At 73.4% G+C, this 21,266-nt stretch carries 2 protein-coding genes; both read right to left on the bottom strand.

Annotation, left to right across the window (positions count from 1 at the left end):
• Nucleotides 1-27 precede the first annotated feature (27 nt).
• Nucleotides 28-11,526 (bottom strand): type I polyketide synthase, encoded by an 11,499-nt coding sequence (locus CLV71_RS20770; protein ID WP_133904473.1) that lies wholly within the window; start codon nt 11,524-11,526, stop codon nt 28-30.
• Complete coding sequence (locus tag CLV71_RS20765) at nt 11,519-21,232, bottom strand: type I polyketide synthase (RefSeq protein ID WP_133904472.1); 9,714 nt, start codon at nt 21,230-21,232, stop codon at nt 11,519-11,521. Before CLV71_RS20765 ends, CLV71_RS20770 begins: the two co-directional genes overlap by 8 nt.
• Nucleotides 21,233-21,266: the final 34 nt, after the last annotated feature.

Genomic DNA, 21,266 nt, shown 5'->3' with positions numbered 1-21,266 from the left:
TCCCATCGCACGACCGGCGCGGACGCGTCAGCCGCGCAGCTCCCTCTCGATGAACTCGACGACCTGCTCGGCGGTTGCCTCGTGGAGGTGTTCCGCCACTGCCACCGAGGCGACCTGGGGGTGCTCGGCCTCGCGCAGGCCCCACTTCCGGGCCAGGAGGTCGATCCGGCTCCGCACGGTGTCCGGGAGCGCTGTGCCGGTCTCGGCGGCCGACATCAACTCCTCCAGCCGGTCCAGGTACTGGTCGAGCGCGGCCGTGCCGTCGAGGTCACCGGTGAGTTCGGTGTGCAGGAACTCGGCGAGCGCCGTCGGTGTCGGGTGGTCGAAGACGAGCGTGGCGGGGAGCCGCAGGCCGGTGTGGACGGTGAGCCGGTTGCGCAGCTCCACCGCGGTGAGCGAGTCGAACCCGATGTCCTGGAAGGGTTTTCCCGGGTCGACGCGGTCCGGGTCGGTGTGCCCGAGCACCGCGGCGACGTGCTGCTGGACGAGGACGACCAGGCTGCGGCGCTGGTCGGGCGGCATCAGCCCGGCCAGTCGTCGGCGCAGCGCGGCGCCCGCGTCGGCCGCGGCCACCGTGTTGGTCGCACGACGCCGCGTTCCGCCGGCCAGGGCGCGCAGTATCGGGGGGAGGCCGCCTGCCTCGGCCAGTTCCCGGAGCGCGCCTTCGTCGACGCGGGTCGGAACCACCACGCCGTGGGGGCCGGCCAGGGCCGTGTCGAACAACGCCAGCGCATCCTCTGTGGACAGTCCACCGAGGCCGGCCCGGCGCATCCTGGCGCGGTCGGCGTCGGTCAGGTGCGCGGTCATCCCGCCCGGGTGCTCCCACGCACCCCACGACAGCGACACCGCGGGCAGACCGAGCGCCCGACGCCGCAGCGCCAACGCGTCCAGGAAGGCGTTCGCGGCTGAATAGTTGCCCTGTCCCACACCACCGAGAACGGCCGTCATCGAGGAGAACAACACGAACGCGGAGACTGGCATCCCGGCCGTCAGCTCGTGCAGGTGCAGGGCGCCGTCCACCTTCGCCCGGAAGACGGTGTCGACGCGTTCGGGGGTCAGGGACTCGACGACACCGTCGTCCAGCACACCGGCGGCGTGCACGACCGCGGTCAGCGGGCGTTCGTCGGTGACCGACGTGAGAAGTGCGCGCACCGCGGCCCGGTCGGCCACATCGCAGGAGACGATCCGCACCCGGGCGCCCTCGGCGGTCAGGTCGGCGACCAGTTCCGCCGCTCCTGGCGCCTCCGGACCGTGGCGGCTGGTCAGCACGAGGTCGCGGACTCCGTGCCGGCCGACCAGATGCCGGGCCACGAGCCCGCCGAGGGCACCGGTGCCGCCGGTGACGAGGACCGCACCGCCCGCGTCGATCGGTCCCGGCAGCGTCAACGCCACCTTGCCGACGTGCCGGGCCTGCGCGACGTGGCGGAAGGCAGCCGGCGCGTGGCGCATGTCCCACGTGGTCACCGGCAACGGGTGCAGCACGCCCTGCTCGAACAGCGCGAAGACCTCCGCCAGCATCTGGCGGACCCGCTCGATCCCCGCCTCGTCGAAGTTCGACAGCCGGTAGGTGACACCCGGACACTCCGCCGCGACGACATCGGGATCACGAACGTCCGCCTTCCCCAGCTCGGCGAACCGGCCGCCCGGCGCGAGCAGCCGCAACGACGCGTCGACGTACTCCCCGGTCAACGAGTTCACCACGATGTCGACGCCCCGACCACCGAACGCCCGCTCGAAATCCGACGACCGCGAGGACGCCACACGATCCTCCGCCACACCCAGAGAACGCACCACACCCCACTTGTCAGGATGCGCCGTCGCGAACACCTCCAACCCCAACCACCGCGCCAACTGGATCGCGGCCATACCCACCCCACCCGCACCCGCATGCACCAACACCGACTCACCACGCCGCGCACCCACCACGTCCACCAACGTGTAGTACGCCGTCAGGAACACCACGGGCACCACCGCCGCGTCCACAAAGGACCAGCCGGGCGGTATCCGCCACACCAGCCGGGAGTCCGCGACCACCGTGGTGCTGAACGCGCCGAGGAACAGCCCGACCACGGTGTCCCCCACCGCCAGGTCGGACACGCCGGGACCCGTCTCGACCACGACACCGGCCGCCTCGCCACCCAGCAGTTCCCCCGGTGCGTCCACGACACCCAGCGCGACGACGATATCCCGGAAGTTCACGCCGGCCGCGCGTACCGCCACCCGCACCTGGCCCTCGCCGAGCGCGACAAGCCCTTCCGGCGCGGGCACCAGCGTCACGTCGTCGAAGGACCCACGCGCACGCATGCCCACCCGCCAGGCCTCGGCGTCGGCGGGCACCACCAGGCCGCCGCCGCGGACCAACCGGGGCACCAGCACCGCGTCGCCGCGCACCGCCAGCTCCGGTTCGCCGGTCGCGACCGCGTCCGGCACCGCGGCGGCCGAGGCGTCGATGTCAATGTCGACGAGCACGAACCGACCGGGGTGCTCGGACATGGCCGAGCGCAGCAAGCCCCACACCGGCGCCAGGACCAGGTCCGCGGTCTCGTGCGCAGCGACTGCCACCGCGCCGCGCGTGACGACCACCAGCCGGGTGTCGCCGGTCCTCGGGTCGGCCAACCACGACCGCACCAGGTCGAGCACGGCGGTCACGGCGTCGCGGGCGGAGCGGGCGTGCCGGGTGGAGACGTCGGTCACCACGATCGACGGCACGGGGTCGGCCGCATCCGAGTACTCCGGGACGGCCAGGTCGAGCGGGCCGATGGCCGCCCAGCCGTCGGTGCTCGCACCGCCCTCGACGGCGACGGGTCGCCAGTCCACGTGGAACAGTGAGTCGTCGACCGTGCTCGCGACGGTCAACTGTCCGGAGGCGACCTCGCGGAACGTCAACGACTCCACGGTGGCCACCGGCCTGCCGGACTCGTCGGCCGCCGACAGGGCGACGGCGCCGTCACCGGACTCGGCCGGGCCGATCCGCACCCGCAGCGCGGTGGCGCCGACGGCGTGGACGGACACGCCGCTCCACGCGAACGGCAGCCGGGCGGCCACCGCCGTCTCGTTCCCGTTCGCGCAGGCCAGGGCGTGCAGCGCCGAGTCGAGCAACGCCGGGTGGACACCGAATCCCGCGACCTCCACCCCCTCCGGCAGGGCCACCTCGGCGAACACGTCCTCCCCCCGACGCCACGCCGACCGCAACCCCCGGAACACGTCCCCGTAGTCGAACCCGCGTTCGGCCAACAAGTCATGGACCGAACCCACGTCCACGGCTTCGGCGTCCTCGGGCGGCCACGTCGCCACGTCCGTCGCACCGGGCTCGGTGTCGAACGCGACCGTGCCCGTGGCGTGGCAGACCCACGGGCCGGTACCCGTGTCCGGTCGCGAGTGGACGCTCACCGCGCGGTTCGCGCCGACGCGGACCTGAACACGCACCGCGCCCGTCTCGGGCAGGACCAGCGGCGACCGCAGCACCAGCTCGTCGACGCGGCCGTACCCGAGCCGGGATCCTGCCTGCCAGGCCAGGTCCACCAGTGCCGTGCCCGGTAGGATCACCGCACCGAGGACCGCGTGCCCGGTCAGCCACCGGTGGGTTTCCGACGACAGCCGACCGGACAGCACGATCCCCTGGTCTTCGGCCAGCTCGACGGCCGTGTCCACCAGGCCGTGCGCCACCGCGGTGTCCGAGCTGGACCGCGCGGACAGCCAGTACCGCTCGTGTTCGAACGCGTACGTGGGCAGCTCGACGGGGCAAGCGCCGCCGTGCACGGCCGCCCAGTCCACGGGCACACCGGCGACGTACAGGGTGGCCAGGGCGGTACGCATGGACTCGACCTCGGGCCGGTCGGCACGCAGCAGCGGCACGCAGACCTCGCCGCTCCCGGTCGCGTCGAGGCAGTTCTTCGTCATGGCGGTGAGCACGCCGTCGGGGCCCAGTTCCAGGTAGCACGTCACACCCTCGGCGCGCAGGGTCTCGACGCACTGCCGGAAACGCACGGCCTGCCGAGCCTGGTCGAGCCAGTACTCGGGAGAGCACAGCTGTGCGGCCGAGGCGACCTGGCCCGTCACGTTCGACACCACGGGGATCACCGGTGGCCGCAACGGGGTGCGGCGCAGCTCCGCCGCGTACGGTTCGAGCCTGCCGTCGAGGTGCGGCGAGTGGAAGGCGTGGCCGACGGTCAGCCGCCTGGTCCTGCGGCCCTGTTCCGCCCAGTGCCGCGCCACCTCGAGCACGGCGTCGGCGTCGCCGGAGATCACGACGGACTCCGGTCCGTTGACAGCGGCGAGGCCCACGCGGTCGGCGAGCCCGGCCAGCACCGGCAGCAGCTCCGCCTCCGTGGCCTGCACCGACACCATCGCGCCGGTCGCGGGCAGGGACGTCATCGCCAGGCCTCGCGCGGCGACCAGGCGACAGGCGTCCGCGAGGTCCAGCACGCCCGCGACGTACGCGGCGGTCAGCTCACCGATGGAATGTCCGGCCACGAAGTCCGGGCGGACACCCCACCCGTGCACGAGCCGGTACGCCGCCACCTCGACCGCGAAGAGCCCGGCCTGCGTGTACTCGGTCCGGTCCAGCAGCCCGTCCGCACCCGCCGCCCCGGCGACGACCTCGCGGAGCGGATGTTCCAGCAGCCCGTCGAAGTGCGCACAGATCTCGTCGAACGCGGCCCGGAACGCGGGCACGGCGTCGTACAGCTCCCGGCCCATCCCGACCCGCTGGCTGCCCTGCCCGGAGAACAGCAGCGCGCACCCACCCGTGGTGGCCACGCCCCGGATCGCGTCGGCGGCCGATTCGCCCGCGGCGACCTTGTCCAGTGCGCGCAGCAGGTCCTCGCGGCAGGCGCCCGTCACCACGGCGCGGTGCGGGAAGTGGGTGCGCTTCGCCAGCGAGTAGCCCACGTCGGCCACGTCCAGCTCCCGCCGGGACGCGACGTGTCCGCGCAGCCGCCGGGCCTGTGCACGAAGGCCGGACTCGGTGGGGCTCGACACCGCCCACATCGCGACGTCCACCGGCCGCCGGTCGGCGACCCGCGTGTCGGCCTGGGGTGGCTCCTCGAAGACGGCGTGGGCGTTGGTCCCACTCGCACCGAACGACGAGACGCCGAACCGCCTCGGCCTGCCCGCCGGCGGCCACTCCCCCGGCGAGGTCGCCAGCTCCACCGCGCCCGCCGACCAGTCGACGTGGGACGACGGTTCGTCCACGTGCAGCGTCGGCGGCACGACCCCGTGCCGCAACGCCATCACCATCTTGATCACACCCGCGACACCGGCCGCCGCCTGCGTGTGCCCGATGTTCGACTTCACCGACCCCAACCGCAGCGGCTCCACCCGGTCCTGCCCGTATGTCGCCAACAACGCCTGCGCCTCGATCGGGTCGCCGAGCGTCGTACCCGTGCCGTGCGCCTCCACGACGTCCACATCGGACGGAGCGAGTCCCGCGCTCACGAGCGCCTGCCGGATCACCCGCTCCTGCGACGGCCCGTTCGGCGCGGTCAGGCCGTTCGACGCACCGTCCTGGTTCACCGCCGAACCACGCAACACCGCCAGCACCCGGCGACCGTTGCGCCGCGCGTCCGACAGCCGCTCGAGCACGACCACGCCGACGCCTTCCGAGATGCCCGTTCCGTCGGCGGCGGCCGCGAACGACTTGCACCGGCCGTCCGCGGCCAGCCCCTGCTGCCCGCTGAACCACACGTAGATCGCGGGCGTGGCCATCACCGTGACGCCGCCGGCCAGCGCGAGGGAGCACTCCCCGCCGCGGAGTGCCTGTGCGGCGAGGTGGATCGCCACCAGGGACGACGAACAGGCGGTGTCGACGGTCATCGCAGGGCCTTCCAGCCCGAGGGCGTAGGCCACGCGCCCGGAGACGACGCTGCCCGCGTTGCCGTTGCCGAGATGACCTGCCAGCTCCTCGGGGATGCGGTCGAGACCGTCGAGGTAGTCGTGCTGCATCACACCCGCGAACACGCCCGAGGGAGAACCGGCGAGTGACCGGGGGTCGATCCCGCCGTGTTCGAGAGCCGCCCAGGAGACCTCGAGCAGCTGGCGCTGCTGTGGGTCCATCGCCAGGGCCTCGCGTGGGGAGATGCCGAAGAAGCCCGCGTCGAAACCGGCCGCGTCGGAGAGGAAGCCGCCCTCGCGGACGTAGGTCCGGCCCGGCCGGCCACGCTCGGCGTCGAAGATCGCTTCCGTGTCCCAGCCGCGGTCGGCCGGGAACTCGGTGATGGCGTCGCCACCGGACATCACCAGCTCCCACAGCTCGTCGGGGGAGTCGATCCCGCCGGGAAGCCTGCACGCCATGCCCACCACGGCGATGGGCTCGTCCGCCACCGGTGTGCCCGCCGTCGGGACGGCTCTCGTCGCACCGGGGAGCCGCGAGGCCACGAACCGGGACAGCGCACGCGGGTTGGGGTGGTCGAACACGACCGTGGCGGGGAGCTTCACACCGGTGAGGGCCGCCAGCCTGTTCCGCAGCTCCACCGCGGTCAGCGAGTCGAAGCCGATGTCGCGGAACGCCCGGCCCGCGTCGATCGCCGCCGCGTCGGCGTGATCGAGCACAACGGCGATCTGTTCCCGCACCAGCCGGTCCAGCGCCCGTTCCTGGTCGGCGGGCGTCATGGTGGCGAGCCTGCGACGGAGATGGGCCGAGCCCGCGGCCTGGGCACGCGGCGGGCACAGGCTCCGCAGGACCAGGGGGACGGCGTCGCCGCTCGTGCCGGCGAGCGCCTGGAGGGCGGGACGGTCCACGCGGACCGCCACGACGTCGGAGTGCGGACTCTCCAGTGCCGCGTCGAACATCGCGAGCGCCTGTCCCGTCGGCAGGCCGGCCAGCCCGACCCGCCGAAGTCTGGCCTCGTCCGCCGTGTCCAGCTTGTCGGTCAGCTCGCTGCGGGTCTCCCACAGGCCCCACGCCACGGACACCGCGGGCAGTCCCTCGGCGCGGCGCCGCTGTGCCAGCGCGTCCAGGAACGCGTTCGCCGCGGCGTAGTTGGCCTGGCCCACGGAGCCGAGTGTGCCCGCGATCGAGGAGAACAGGACGAACGCGGACAGCGGCAGCGCCCGCGTCAGCTCGTGCAGGTGCAGGGCGCCGTCCACTTTGGCGCGCAGGACGTTGTCGAGCCGCTGGGGCGTCTGGGTCTCGACCATCCCGTCGTCGAGCGCCGCGGCGGCGTGCACGACCGCGGTCAGCGGGTGCTCGGCAGGCACGGTGTCCAGCAGGGCGGCGACGGCGGCCCGGTCCCCCACGTCACACGCCGCGATCCGCACCGAGGCGCCCAGCGCGGTCAGTTCGGCGGCCAGGTCGGTCGCGCCGTCGGCGTCCGCGCCGCGGCGGCTGGTCAGCAGCAGGCTGCGTACCCCGTGTGCGGCGACCAGATGCCGGGCGACCGCACCACCCAGCTCCCCCGTGCCGCCGGTGACCAGCACGGTGCCTGACGGCTCGATGGCGGCGCCCGTCCGCGCGGCGACGGTGACGAGCCGTGGCACGTAGACGTTCCCGGCCCGGACGGCCACCTGCGGTTCGCCGCTCTCGACCGCGTCCACCAGCACGGCCGGGGCGGAGGCGGGGTCTGTGTCGACGAGTACGAACCGGCCGGGGTGCTCGGACTGCGTTGACCGCAGCAGGCCCCACACCGAGGCACTCGCCGGGTTCGGCGACTCCCGCGCGCCCACCGCCACCGCGTCGTGTGTCACCAGCACCAGCCGGGTGTTCGCGAGCGTGGGCTCGGCAAGCCAGGACCGGACCAGCGCCAGTGCCGCACCGGCCGCCTCCCGCACGGCGTCGACGGCCGGAAGGTCGGCGACGACCGTCGCGGGCACGGTGTCGAGGGTCGCGATGGCGGCCACGTCCTGGTAGGCGGGGACGCCGGCCGCCAGTCGGTCCACCCCCAGCACGGCCCAGTCACCCGCGCTCGTGCCGTGTTCGACGACGACGGGCGTCCAGCCGACGTGGTACAGCGGCGCGGGCGGGCTCACCTGGCTGAGGTCGGCCTGTCTGAACGCCAACGACGCCACGGTCGCGACCGGCCTGCCGAACTCGTCGGCGACGGCGACCGTGACGGCGTCGGAACCGGGCACGGGCGCCAGCCGGACCCGCAGGGCCCGTGCGCCGGCCGCGTGCAACGCGACACCGGTCCACGCGAACGGCAGCCCGCCCCAGCGCGCACCGCCGGGTGGGAGGTCACCGCCACGCAACGCCCCGGCGTGCAACGCCGCGTCCAGCAACGCGGGGTGCAGCCCGAACCGCTCGGCAGCGTCCGCGTCCGGCAGGGCGACCTCGGCGAACACCTCGTCGCCCCGGCGCCATGCCGCGTGCAGGCCCCTGAACGTCGGCCCGTACTCGAAACCCCGGCCTGCCAGCACGTCGTAGACGCCGTCGACGTCGACCTCGGCCGCGCCCGTGGGCGGCCACGCACCCCAGCCGGCGCCGGGCTCCTCCGCCGGGGCGACAGTGCCGGAGGCATGGCACACCCAGGTGTCGCCCGCCGCCGCGACGGGCTGCGAGTAGACGCCGACCTCACGCGGACCGCCGGTCCCCGCACCGACCCGCACCTGGACGCGGACGGGGTCGGCCACGACCAGGGGCACGTGCAGGACCAGCTCGTCGATGTGCGGGCAGCCCACGTGCCTACCCGCCTGCCACGCCAGCTCGACCAGTGCGGTGCCCGGCGCGAGCGTCGTGCCGAGGAGCGCGTGGTCGGCGAGCCACGGGTGGGTCGCCAGGGACAGCTGTCCGGTCAGGACGGTGCCCTGGCCGTCGGCCAGGTCGACGGCGGCGCCCAGCATGGGGTGCTCCGCGAGCCGCAGCCCCGCCGCGGTCACGTCACCCGCGGTCGGTCGCGGGCTCAGCCAGTACCGTTCGCGGGCGAAGGCGTAGGACGGCAGCGGCACGACGCGTGCTCCGGACCCCGCGTACACCGCCGCCCAGTCGACCGGGACACCCGCGACGTGGGCGCCCGCGACGGCCGTCAGCATCCGTGCGGGGCCGCCGTCGCCGCGCCGCAGCGTCGACAGCACCACACCCGGGCTCTCCTCGGCCTCCAGGATCTGTGCCAGCCCCATGGCCAGCACCGGGTGCGGGCTGATCTCCACGAAGACCTCGTGCCCGGCGTCGACGGCCGCGCGCACGGTTTCGTCGAACCGCACGGTGTCCCGCAGGTTCCGGTACCAGTACCCGGCGTCGAGGTCCTCGCCCTCCGCGGGGCCGGCGGTCACCGTCGAGTAGAACGGCACCGATCCCGGACGCGACGCGACCCCGGACAGCGCGGTGCGGACATCCGCCTCGATCCGGTCCACCTGGGCCGAGTGCGCCCCGTAGGACACCCCGGCGACCCGGCGCGCGTCGAGCCCGTCCGCCAGGAGCGCGGCCAGCAGGTCGTCGACGGCGTCCAGGTCACCGGACACCACCACGGAGGCCGGGCCGTTGACCGCCGCGACCGACACCCGTCCGCCGTAGCCGTCCAGACGGGCGGTCACGTCCGCGACCGGCAGCGGTACGGTGATCGTGCCGCCGAGGCCGGACAGTGCCAGCAGTGCCCTGCCCCGCAACGCCACCACGGTCGCGCCGTCCGCCAGTGAGAGGCGTCCGGCGACACACGCGGCGGCGACCTCACCCTGGCTGTGCCCGACGACCGCGGCGGGCCGGACACCGTAGGACTGCCACAGTCCGGCGAGGGACACCATCACGGCCCACAGCACCGGCTGCACCACGTCGACGCGATCGAGGTCGGTGCCGGCCCGCAGCACCTCTGGCAGCGACCAGTCGACGTGCGGCCGGAGTGCTTCGGCGCACTCCCGGATCCGGTCGGCGAACACCGGCGAGGAGTCGAGGAGCTCCACCGCCATGCCCGCCCACTGCGAACCCTGCCCGGGGAACACGAACACCGGACCCGGACCCGAGCCGGTGACCGGCCGTCCGGTCGGCAGGTCGTCGAGCCCGGCGAGCAGTTCGTCGCGGTCGGCGCCGGAGACGACGGCGCGGTGGGGGAAGTGTGCGCGGGTCGTCGCGAGCGAGTAGCCGACGTCCTCGACGGCCAGCTCCGGCCGCGCCGCCACCCACGCGCGCAGCCGGGAGGCCTGCGCACGCAGTGCGGCGGCCGACCGGGCGGACAGCACCCACGCCGCGCCCGCGGAGCCACGCGGTGCGTCGTCCGGCACGGTTCGGGGTGCCTGTTCGAGGATCGCGTGCACGTTCGTGCCGCTCACGCCGAACGAGGACACACCAGCGCGGCGCGGGCGGTCGCTCACCGGCCACGGCCCGCGCTCGGTCACCAGCTCCACCGCGCCCGCCGACCAGTCGACGTGGGACGACGGCTCGTCCACGTGCAGCGTCGGCGGCACGACCCCGTGCCGCAACGCCATCACCATCTTGATCACACCCGCGACACCGGCAGCGGCCTGGGTGTGCCCGATGTTCGACTTCACCGAGCCCAGCCGCAGCGGCTCGGTCCGGTCCTGCCCGTAGGCGGCCAGCAGGGCCTGCGCCTCGATGGGATCCCCCAGGGTGGTGCCCGTCCCGTGCGCCTCCACGACGTCCACCTCGGACGGCGCGAGTCCCGCGTCGGCGAGCGCCTGCCGGATCACCCGCTCCTGCGACGGCCCGTTCGGCGCGGTCAGCCCGTTCGACGCACCGTCCTGGTTGACCGCCGAGCCGCGGACGACGGCGAGCACCCGGTGCCCGTTGCGGACGGCGTCCGACAGCCGTTCCAGCACGACGACGCCCGCGCCCTCGCCCCAGCCGATGCCGTCCGCCGCGTCCGCGAACGGCTTGCACCGCCCGTCGACCGCCATCCCCCGTTGGCGGCTGAACAACACGAACACGCCGGGCGTCGACATGACGGTCACCCCGCCCGCGAGTGCCAGCGAGCACTCGCCGTCGCGCAGGGACCGCACTGCGAGGTGGATCGCCGCCAGCGACGACGAACAGGCGGTGTCCACGGAGAGCGCCGGGCCTTCCAGCCCGAGCACGTAGGACACCCTTCCGGACACGACGCTCGCCGCGTTGCCGGTCAGCACGTAGCCCTCGGCCTCGGCGACCTGCATGACGCCCATCGCGTAGTCCTGGCCGTTGGTGCCGACGAAGACCCCGGTCGGCGACCCGGCGAGCGTGGTGGGGTCGATACCGGCGTCCTCGAGCGCCTCCCAGGTGACCTCCAGCAGCAACCGGTGCTGCGGGTCCGTCGCCGCCGCCTCGCGTGGCGAGATCCCGAAGAACTCGGCGTCGAAGGCGGCGGGGTCCGCGAGGAACGCGCCCTCGGTCACGTAGCTCCTGCCGCTCCTGTCCGGATCCGGGTCGAACAGGTTCGCGAGGTCCCAGCCCCGGTTCTGCGGGAAGGGGCCGTACGCGTCGCGGCCGTTCACCACCATGTCCCACAGCTGGTCCGGCGCCTCGATCCCACCGGGGAGGCGGCAGCCCATGCCGACGACGGCGATCGGCTCCCGCCGCTCGTCCTCCAGGTCGCGCAGACGGGTCCTGGCGTCGTGCAGGTCGACGGTGAGCCGCCTGACGAAGAACCGCAGCTTGTCCTCGTTAGTCATCGGATCCAGCTTCTCCTGACGTTGTCCTGTCCGCGTCCCGCACGGCGGTGATGCCGAACTCGGCGCCGATGTACCCGAAGATCTCGTCATCGGTCGCGCCGTCGATGCGGTCGATCAGGTCCCCGGTCGGGGGGTCGCCTGCGCGCTCCAGCCGTCGCCTTCCCCTGCGGAGCATCGCCTCGATGCGCGCCATGCCCTCGGTGAACTCCTGGTCGTCCGGGCGCAGCCCGTTCAGCAGCTTCTCGACCCTGTCCAGGTCGCTCGCGACGATCGTCCGGCCCGCGCCGCCTGCCAGGCGGGTGCGCAGTGCCGTGGCGAGCGCGGCGGGGTTGGGGTGGTCGAAGACGAACGTGGCGGGCAGGCTCAGCCCGCTCAGCGCGTTCAGGCGGTTGCGCAGCTCGACGGCGGTGAGCGAGTCGAACCCCATGTCCCTGAACGCCCTGCCGGGCGCCACGGCGTCCGCGCCGGGGTGCCCGAGGATCCCGGCCGCCTCCCGCCGGACTAGCTCGAGGAGGAGCCGGTCCTGGTCCGCCGTGGTCCGCCCGGCGATCCGGTCGTGCAGGGACTCGCCTGGACTCACGGCCGCCGCCACGCCCGCGACGGCCGGGAGGTCGGCGAGCAACGCGCTCGGCCGGCCCGAGGTGAACGCCGACACGAACCGCGGCCAGTCGATGTCCGCGACCACCACGTGCGCCTCACCCAACCCGACAGCCTGCCCCAACACAGCCACCGCCACCCCCGGATCCATCGGCATCACGCCATGACGAACCAGACGATCGACGCCCACCCCGTCAACCATCCCGCCACCAGCCCACATACCCCACGCCACCGACAACGCAGGCAACCCAAGCGAACGGCGAAACTCAGCCAGCCCATCCAAATAGGCATTACCCGCCGCATACCCGCCCTGACCACCACTCCCCCACACACCAGCACCAGAAGAAAACAACACGAAAGCATCAAGCGGAACACCCCGAAGCAACTCGTGCAGATTCAGCGCACCAACCACCTTCGCCGCAAGAACCTCCCCCAACTCAGCCGGCCCGGTCCCGGACAACAACACAGACGCCCCCACCCCCGCCGCATGGACAACACCACTCGGCGGATACTCCGCCAGGACACGCGCCAACGCGTCCCGATCCGTGACATCACAGGCCACAACACTGACCAACCCACCAAACTCAGCTCTCAACTCAGCGACACCCTGCGCAGCCACACCCCGGCGACTCAACAACACCACATGCTCCGCACCATTCCCCACAAGCCACCGCGCCACCCGCCTACCGAGCGCACCGGTCCCACCCGTCACAAGCACCGTCCCCCTAGGACGCCAAACCCCCACACCGCGTCCAGGCGCCCGCACGAGCCGCCGACCGAAGACACCAGCAGGCCGCACCGCCACCTGATCCTCACCAGCCACACCACCAAGCACCCCGACAAACCGCTCCGCAGCCACCCCGTCAACAACAGCCGGCAAATCCACCAAACCACCCCAGGCCGCCGGATACTCCAGAGCCGCGACCCTGCCAAGCCCCCACACCATCGACCGAGCAGGACAGGTCAGCGCATCACCCGACCCAGTAGACACCGCACCCGCAGTCACCCACCACATCCGCGCAACGTCACCAAAAGCCCGCAGCAACCCCACATTCGCCGCCAACCCCGCAGGAACACCACCCAAGAGCCACCGATCATCGAAAGCCAGAAAAGACAACACACCATCAACGCGAACATCGGGCAGATACCCGCCGATCCGGTCCGGCACCGTGCAATCCACCTCAACCCAGACCACCTCGACACCACGCGCCCTCAACGCATCAACACACACCGACACCCTCGGATCCACCACACCCGAAGGAACCGCCACCAACCACCTCCCACCAACAGAACCCGGCCCGGCAGTGAGCCGCACCCACTCAACGACATAACGCCAACTCGCCATAACCGACCGATCACCGCCACCAGGCAACCAGTACCGCTCACGCTGAAACGCGTACGTCGGCAGGTCGACGACCCGCGCGCCCGGGTGCACCTGCCGCCAGTCGACCTCGACACCGGCGCAGTGGGCCCCTGCGAGCGCGGTCAGCATCCGCGCCCGGCCGCCGTCGTCGCGGCGCAACGTGGCCAGCGGGTTGCCGGGCACGCCCGTGTCGTCGAGGGTCTGCTGCATGGCCAGGCTCAGGACGGGGTGCGGGCTCACCTCCAGCAGGACCTGGTGGCCCTTGGCGAGGACCGTCCGTGTCGCGTCCTCGAAGCGCACCTGATCCCGCAGGTTGTCGAACCAGTACCGGGCGTCCAGCGCGGTGGTGTCGAGCACCTCGCCGGTCACCGTCGACACGAACGGCACCTCGGACGGCCGGGGGTCGGTTCCCGTGAGGGCCGTCAGCAGCTCCTCACGCACCTGGTCCACCCGGGCGGAGTGGGCCGCGTAGTCCACCGCGATCCGCCGGGCGTCGACCCCGGCCGCGTGCAGCTGTTCGAGGAGCTTCCCCAGTGGCGCCACCTCGCCGGACACCACCACGGAACGCGGTCCGTTCACGGCGGCGACCGACAAGCCGTCTTCCGTGCGGAGCCATGCCAGGGTCTCGTTCTCGGACAGCGGCACCGACGCCATCCCACCCGAGAGCCCACGCAACGCCTTGCCCCGCAGGGCGACCACGCGTGCACCGTCCTGGAGGGACAACGCGCCCGCGACACAGGCGGCGGCGATCTCACCCTGGCTGTGCCCGACGACCGCGGCAGGCCGCACACCGAACGACTGCCACAGGTGGGCCAGGGACACCATCACCGCCCACAAGACGGGCTGCACCACGTCGACGCGGCCGAGGGCCTCCTCATCCCCCAGCACCTCCGCCAGTGACCAGCTCACATGGGACTCCAGCGCCGCGGCGCACTCGCCCATGCGGGCGGCGAAGACGGGAAAGGCGTCCATCAGGTCCACCGCCATGCCCACCCACTGCGAGCCCTGGCCGGGAAAGACGAACACCGGACGGTCGGCGAGCGCCGTGCCCCGGACGACACCCGCGCCGGACCCACCGTCGGCGATCGCGGCGAGCCCGGCCAGCAACGCCGACCGGCCGCCCGACACGGCGGCGCGCTGTGAGAAGTGGGTGCGGGTCGTCGCGAGGGAGTGACCCACGTCGGCGACGCCCAGCTCCGGATGGGCCGTGACGTGCTCACGCAGTCGCGACGCCTGGGCACGCAGCCCGTCCTCGGTCCGCGCCGACAGCAGCCAGACGCCGTCACCACCGGCTGCGCGGCCGGGTTCCACCACTGGTGGCTGTTCGAAGACGGCGTGGGCGTTGGTCCCGCTCGCACCGAACGACGACACGGCGAACCGCCGAGGCCGGTCCCGCTCCGGCCACGCGCACTGCGTGGTCAGCAGCTCTACCGCGCCTGCCGACCAGTCGACGTGGGGGGTTGGCTCGTCGACGAACAGCGTCCTCGGCAGCACACCGTGCCGGAGCGCCATCACCATCTTGATCACACCGGCCACACCCGCGGTCGCCTGGGTGTGGCCGATGTTCGACTTCACCGACCCCAGCCACAGCGGCTCGTCGCGGTCCTGCCCGTAGGTGGCCAGCACCGCCTGCGCCTCGATCGGATCACCCAGTCGCGTGCCCGTCCCGTGCGCCTCGACGGCGTCGACGTCCACACCGGACAGCCCGGCGGCGGTGAGGGCCTGCCTGATCACCCGCTCCTGCGACGGGCCGTTCGGCGCGGACAGGCCGTTGGACGCCCCGTCCTGGTTCACCGCCGACCCACGCAGCACCGCCAGCACCGGATGGCCGTTGCGCCGCGCGTCCGACAACCGCTCCAGCACGAGCATGCCGACCCCCTCGGACAGCCCGGTGCCGTCCGCGGCGGCGGCGAACGACTTGCAGCGGCCGTCCACGGCCAGGCCACGTTGCCGACTGAACCCCACGAACGGCCCCGGCGTCGCCATCACCGTCACCCCACCGGCCAACGCCAACGAACACTCGCCACTCCGCAACGACTGCGCGGCAAGGTGAACAGCCACCAACGACGACGAACAGGCCGTGTCCACCGACAGAGCGGGCCCCTCCAGCCCCAGCGCATACGCCACCCGGCCCGACACCACACTGCCCGCGTTGCCGTTGCCGACATAGCCCTCCAGCTCCGCCGGGACCTCGCGCAGTCCTTCGAGGTAGTCGTGGTACATCACGCCCGCGAACACCCCGGTCGGCGAGCCCGCGAGCGACCGGGGGTCGAACCCGGCCCGCTCCAGTGCCTCCCAGGACAGCTCCAGCAGCAACCGCTGCTGCGGGTCCATGGCCAGCGCCTCGCGGGGCGAGATCCCGAAGAACTCCGCGTCGAAACCGGCGGCGTCGGCCAGGAACCCGCCTTCGCGGACGTAGCTGGTGCCCGCACGTCCGGGGTCGGGGTCGAACAGCGTCTCCAGGTCCCAGCCCCGGTCGTCGGGGAACGGGCCGACCGCGTCACCGCCGGACACGACCAGGTCCCACAGGTCCTCCGGCGAGGACACTCCGCCGGGCAGCCGGCAGCTCATCCCGACGACGGCCACCGGGTCGCCGGTGGCGGCCACCGACGCGGGCGCGTCCGCCGTCCGCGCACCGGAGAGCCTGCCCAGCACGTGCCTGCTCAGCGCGAGCGGGTTCGGGTGGTCGAAGACCAGGGTGGCGGGCAGCCGCAGCCCCGTGAGTGCCGCGAGCCGGTTGCGGAACTCGACGGCCGTCAGGGAGTCGAACCCCGACTCGCGGAAGGCGCGGCCGGGGTCGATCGCCCGGTCGTCGACGTGGCCGAGGACGGCGGCTGCCTCCTGTCGCACCAGCGCCAGCACGGCACGGTCACGCTCGGCGTGCGGCAACGCGGCCAGCCGGGCGGTGAGCGACGGCGTGCCCGCGCGGTTCGTGGCCTGTCGTGGTCGCGTCCGCAGGAGCGCGCGGAACAGCGGCGGCGGACCGTCGCCGATCCCGCGCTCGTGGAGTGCGGCGCGGTCGAGCCTGGCCGCGGCCACTACCGGGTGCCCGGCCGTCACGGCCCTGTCGAACAGCGCGAGCCCGTCCGCCACGGACAGGCCGGACATGCCGGTGCGGCGCTGTCGTGCGCGGTCGGCGGCGCCGAGGCGGCCGGTCAGCTCGCTGGGCCGGTCCCACAGCCCCCATGCGATGGACGTCGCGGGCAGCCCGGCGGCGGCGCGGTACCGGGCGAGCGCGTCCTGGTAGGCGTTGGCGGCCGCGTAGCCGCCCTGTCCGGCCGCGCCGAGGATGCCGGCCAGGGACGAGAACAGGACGAACAACGCGAGCGGCCGGTCTTTGGTCAGCTCGTGGAGGTGCCACGCGCCGTCGGCCTTGGGTCGGCACACCGTCGCCAGCCGGTCGGGTGTGAGGGTCTCGACGACACCGTCGTCCAGCACCCCGGCCGCGTGCACGACGCCGGTCAGGGGGTGCTCGTCGGGGATCGAGGCCAGCAGCGCTGCCACCGCCGAGCGGTCGGCGACGTCACACGCGACGACCCGGACGTCGGCGCCCCCGGCGGTGAGCTCGGCCGCCAGGTCCGGCGCGCCGGGGGTGTCCGCGCCTCGCCTGCCGGCGAGGACGAGGCGCCGGACGCCGTACTCCGCGACGAGGTGGCGTGCGGTCTCGGCGCCGAGCAGGCCGAGGCCACCGGTGATCAACACCGTTCCGTCAGGATCTATCTCGGGCGCGGTGCCGCGGCCCGCGACGGGCGTCAGCCGGGGCACGAACACCGCGCCCGCGCGGATCGCGCACTGCGGCTCGCCGGAGTCGACCGCGGCCGCCACGGTGGACGGTTCGACATCGGCGGTGTCGTCGGTGTCCACGAGCACGAACCGGCCGGGGTGCTCGACCTGGGCCGACCGCGTCAGCCCCCAGGCCGAGGCCGCCGCCAGGTCGGGAGCCTCGTCGCCGACAGGCACCGCACCACGTGTCACCAGTACGAGCCGGGACCCGTCCAGCGCGGACTCCGCCAGCCAGGACCGCAGTAGCGTCAGCGTCGTGCCGACCGGCGTGTCCTCCCGCGACAGGTCGAAGACGACAGTGGTCGGTGCTACCCGCGCGCCCGCGAGTGCGTCGAGGTCGGGGTAGACCGGCAGGTCGAGGCCGAGGTCGTGTGGTCCGAGCACGGCCCAGCCCTCGGTGCCCGCGACGCCGTCGGTGTCGGCCGGGACCCAGTCGAGGTGGAGCAGCGAGTCGTGCCCGACCGCGGGCGCGACCAGCTGGTCGGTGTCGACCGGGCGGAACACCAGCGAGTCCACGGCCGCGACGGGCGCACCGGAACCGTCGGCGACGACGATCGACACCGCGCCGTCACCGGACGTCGCGGGGGCGACCCGCACCCGTGACGCGGTGGCACCCACGGCATACAGGGACACCCCGGTCCAGGCGAACGGCAGCCGCGTGCCGGACTGTGCGCCGCTCGCCACGTAGGCGAAGGCGTGCATCGCGGAGTCGAGCAACGCGGGGTGGATCCCGTAGCCGTCGACGTCCACCCCGTCGGGCAGTGCGACCTCGGCGAAGACCTCGTCACCTCGACGCCAGGCCGCGGTCAGGCACTGGAACACCGGCCCGTACGCGAACCCCCGGCCGGCCAGCACGTCGTACACCGGCGCCACGTCGACCGCTTCCGCGCCGGCCGGGGGCCACGCCTCCAGGTCGACGGGGCGGGTGGCGGCGCCGACGACTCCGGTCGCGTGGCAGCGCCAGTCGTGTCCCTCGCGCTGGGTGTGCACGCTGACCGGGCGCCGCCCGGTGTCGTCGGCGCCGACCCGGACCTGGACACGCACCTCGCCCTGCTCGGGCAGCACCAGTGGGGACCGCAGCACCAGCTCGTCGAGCCGGGCGCAGCCGACGCGCTCGCCTGCCTGCCACGCCAGCTCGACGAGCAACGTCCCGGGTGCCACCACCGAACCCAGCACGGTGTGGCCGGCCAGCCACGGGTGCGTCGCGGCGGACAGCCGCCCGGTCAGCACGGTTCCCTGGTCGTCGGCCAGGTCGACGGCGGTGTCCAGCAGCGGGTGGCCGGGCGCGGAGGGCATCGGCGGGGTGAGCCAGTAGGGCCTGTGTTGGAAGGCGTAGGTGGGCAGCCGGACCCGCCGGGCGTCGTCTCCGGCGAACACCGCGTCCCAGTCCGGCATGACGCCTGCGACATAGGCCTGCCCCAGTGCGGTCAGCATCCTGTGGCGTCCGCCGTCGTCGCGGCGCAGGGTGGCCAGCAGGGTCGCGGTGATACCGGCCTCGTCGAGGGTCTGTTGCATCCCGAGGCTCAGCACGGGGTGCGGACCGACCTCCAGCAGCACCCGGTGCCCCTCGGCGAGCACCGCCCGTGTGGCGTCCGCGAACCGGACCGGCTCCCGCAGGTTGTCGAACCAGTAGCGGGCGTCGAGACCGGCGGTGTCGAACACCGCGCCGGTCACCGTGGACACGAAGGGAACCTCGCTCGACCGCGGCCGTATCGCCGACAACGCCGTCGACAACTCGTCCCGGACCGGGCCCACCTGGGCCGAGTGTGCCGCGTAGTCGACCGCGAGCCGCCTGGCATCGACACCCGCCGCCCGCAGCCGGTCCGACAGTGCCACCACGGCGGCGACCTCCCCCGAAGCCACCACGGATCCCGGACCGTTCACCGCGGCGATCGAGACACCGTCGCCAAGCCAGTCCCGGACTTCTCCGGCAGGCAACGGGATCGACACCATGCCACCCGACAGGTCCCGCAACGCGCGGCTGCGCAGGGCGACGACACGCGCACCGTCCTCGAGGGACAGCGCACCGGCCACGCACGCCGCGGCGATCTCCCCCTGGCTGTGGCCGACGACCGCGGCAGGCTCGACACCGAACGACCGCCACAGCCCGGCCAACGACACCATCACGGCCCACAGGACCGGCTGCACCACCTCGACCCGGTCCAGCTCACCGTGCAACACGTCCGGCAGCGTCCAGTCCACGTAGGGCTCGAGCGCCTCGGCGCACTCGCCCATCCGTGCGGCGAAGGCCGGGTAGACGTCCAGTAGCTCCGCCGCCATCCCCACCCACTGCGACCCCTGGCCCGGGAACACGAACACCGGGCGGGCGGCGTCGGCCGCGGCCCGGCCCACGGTCGCACGCGACAGATCCGTCAACCCGGTGACCAACGCGTCCCGGTCCCCGACCACCGCGGCGCGGTGGCCGAAGTGGCTTCGCGTGGTCGCGAGCGACAGCCCCACGTCCTGTGCACTAAGGTCAGGCCGGGAGTCCACCCAGGACTTCAGGCGACCGGCCTGTGCACGAAGCGCCTCGCCGGACCGGCCCGAGAGCACCCACAACGACGGCACGTCCGGCCGCGGCGCGACGACCGCCCGCGGCGCCTCCTCGAACACGACGTGCGCGTTGGTGCCGCTGACCCCGAACGAGGACACGCCGAACCGACGCGGCCGGTCCCTGTCCGGCCAGGCCCGAGGCGACGTCAACAGCTCCACGGCGCCGGCCGACCAGTCGACGTGCGGCGTCGGCTCGTCCACGTGCAGCGTCCGTGGCAGCACGTTCTCCCGCAGCGCCATGACCATCTTGATCACACCGGCCACCCCGGCCGCCGCCTGCGTGTGGCCGATGTTGGACTTCACCGATCCCAGCCACAGCGGTGTCGCGCGGCCCTGCCCGTACGTCGCGGACACCGCCCGCGCCTCGATGGGATCACCCAACCTGGTGCCCGTGCCGTGCGCCTCGACCGCGTCCACGTCGGCCGGACCGAGCCCGGCGTTCGCGAGTGCCTGCCGGATCACCCGCTCCTGTGCCGGGCCGTTAGGCGCGGACAGGCCGCTCGACGTCCCGTCCTGGTTCACCGAGGAACCCCGCACCACCGCGAGGATCGGAAGCCCGTCGCGCCGTGCGTCGGACAGGCGCGCCAGCACCACGACGCCGGCACCCTCGGCGAGACCGATGCCGTCCGCCGCGGCCGCGAACGGCTTGCAGCGGCCGTCCGCCGCGAGCCCGCGCTGCCGGCTGAACCCCACGAACACGCCCGGGGTGGCCATCACGGTCACACCACCGGCGAGCGCCAGCGCGCAGTCGCCGTTGCGCAGTGCCTGCACGGCGAGGTGCAGGGACACGAGCGACGACGAACACGCCGTGTCCACCGACACCGCCGGGCCGGCCAACCCCAGCACGTACGAGACCCGTCCCGACACCACACTGGCGGCGTTTCCGGTCAGCACATAGCCTTCCGCCTCCTCCGACGAACCGGCCGAGCCGCCGTAGCCCTGGGTCGAGACCCCCGCGAACACCCCGGTCCTGCTGCCCGCGAGCGATCCGGGCGCCAGACCGGCGTGTTCGACCGCCTCCCAGCAGACCTCCAGGAAGACCCGCTGCTGCGGGTCCATCGCCACCGCCTCACGGGGCGAGATCCCGAAGAACTCCGCGTCGAAACCGGCGGCGTCGGCCAGGAACCCGCCTTCGCGGACACAGCTCCTGCCCGCGCGACCGGGGTCCGGGTCGAACAGGTCCGGCCAACCACGGTCCGACGGGAACGGCGTGATCGCGTCACCGCCCGAGGCGACCAGCGCCCACAGCTCCTCCGGCGAGGACACCCCACCCGGGAACCGGCAGGCCATCCCCACGACCGCGACGGGTTCGCGGTGCCGGGCGGTCAGTTCGCGGTTCAGCCCGCGCAGCCGGTTCGCGTCCTTCAGGGACTCCCGCAGAGCCTCGGCGATCTTCTCCGACGAAGCCACGCGGTGCCCTCCATCGTGCTTGTTCGAGCGGTGC

Source organism: Actinophytocola oryzae (assembly GCF_004364325.1).
Taxonomy (GTDB): Bacteria; Actinomycetota; Actinomycetes; order Mycobacteriales; family Pseudonocardiaceae; genus Actinophytocola; species Actinophytocola oryzae.
The sequence above is the reverse complement of the archived record's forward strand: the minus strand, read 5'-3'. Positions and strand labels throughout refer to the sequence as shown.

Excerpts from the sequence above, each read along its gene's own strand:
- CLV71_RS20770 (WP_133904473.1), bottom strand. The coding sequence starts at position 11,526 with ATGACTAACGAGGACAAGCTGCGGTTCTTCGTCAGGCGGCTCACCGTC.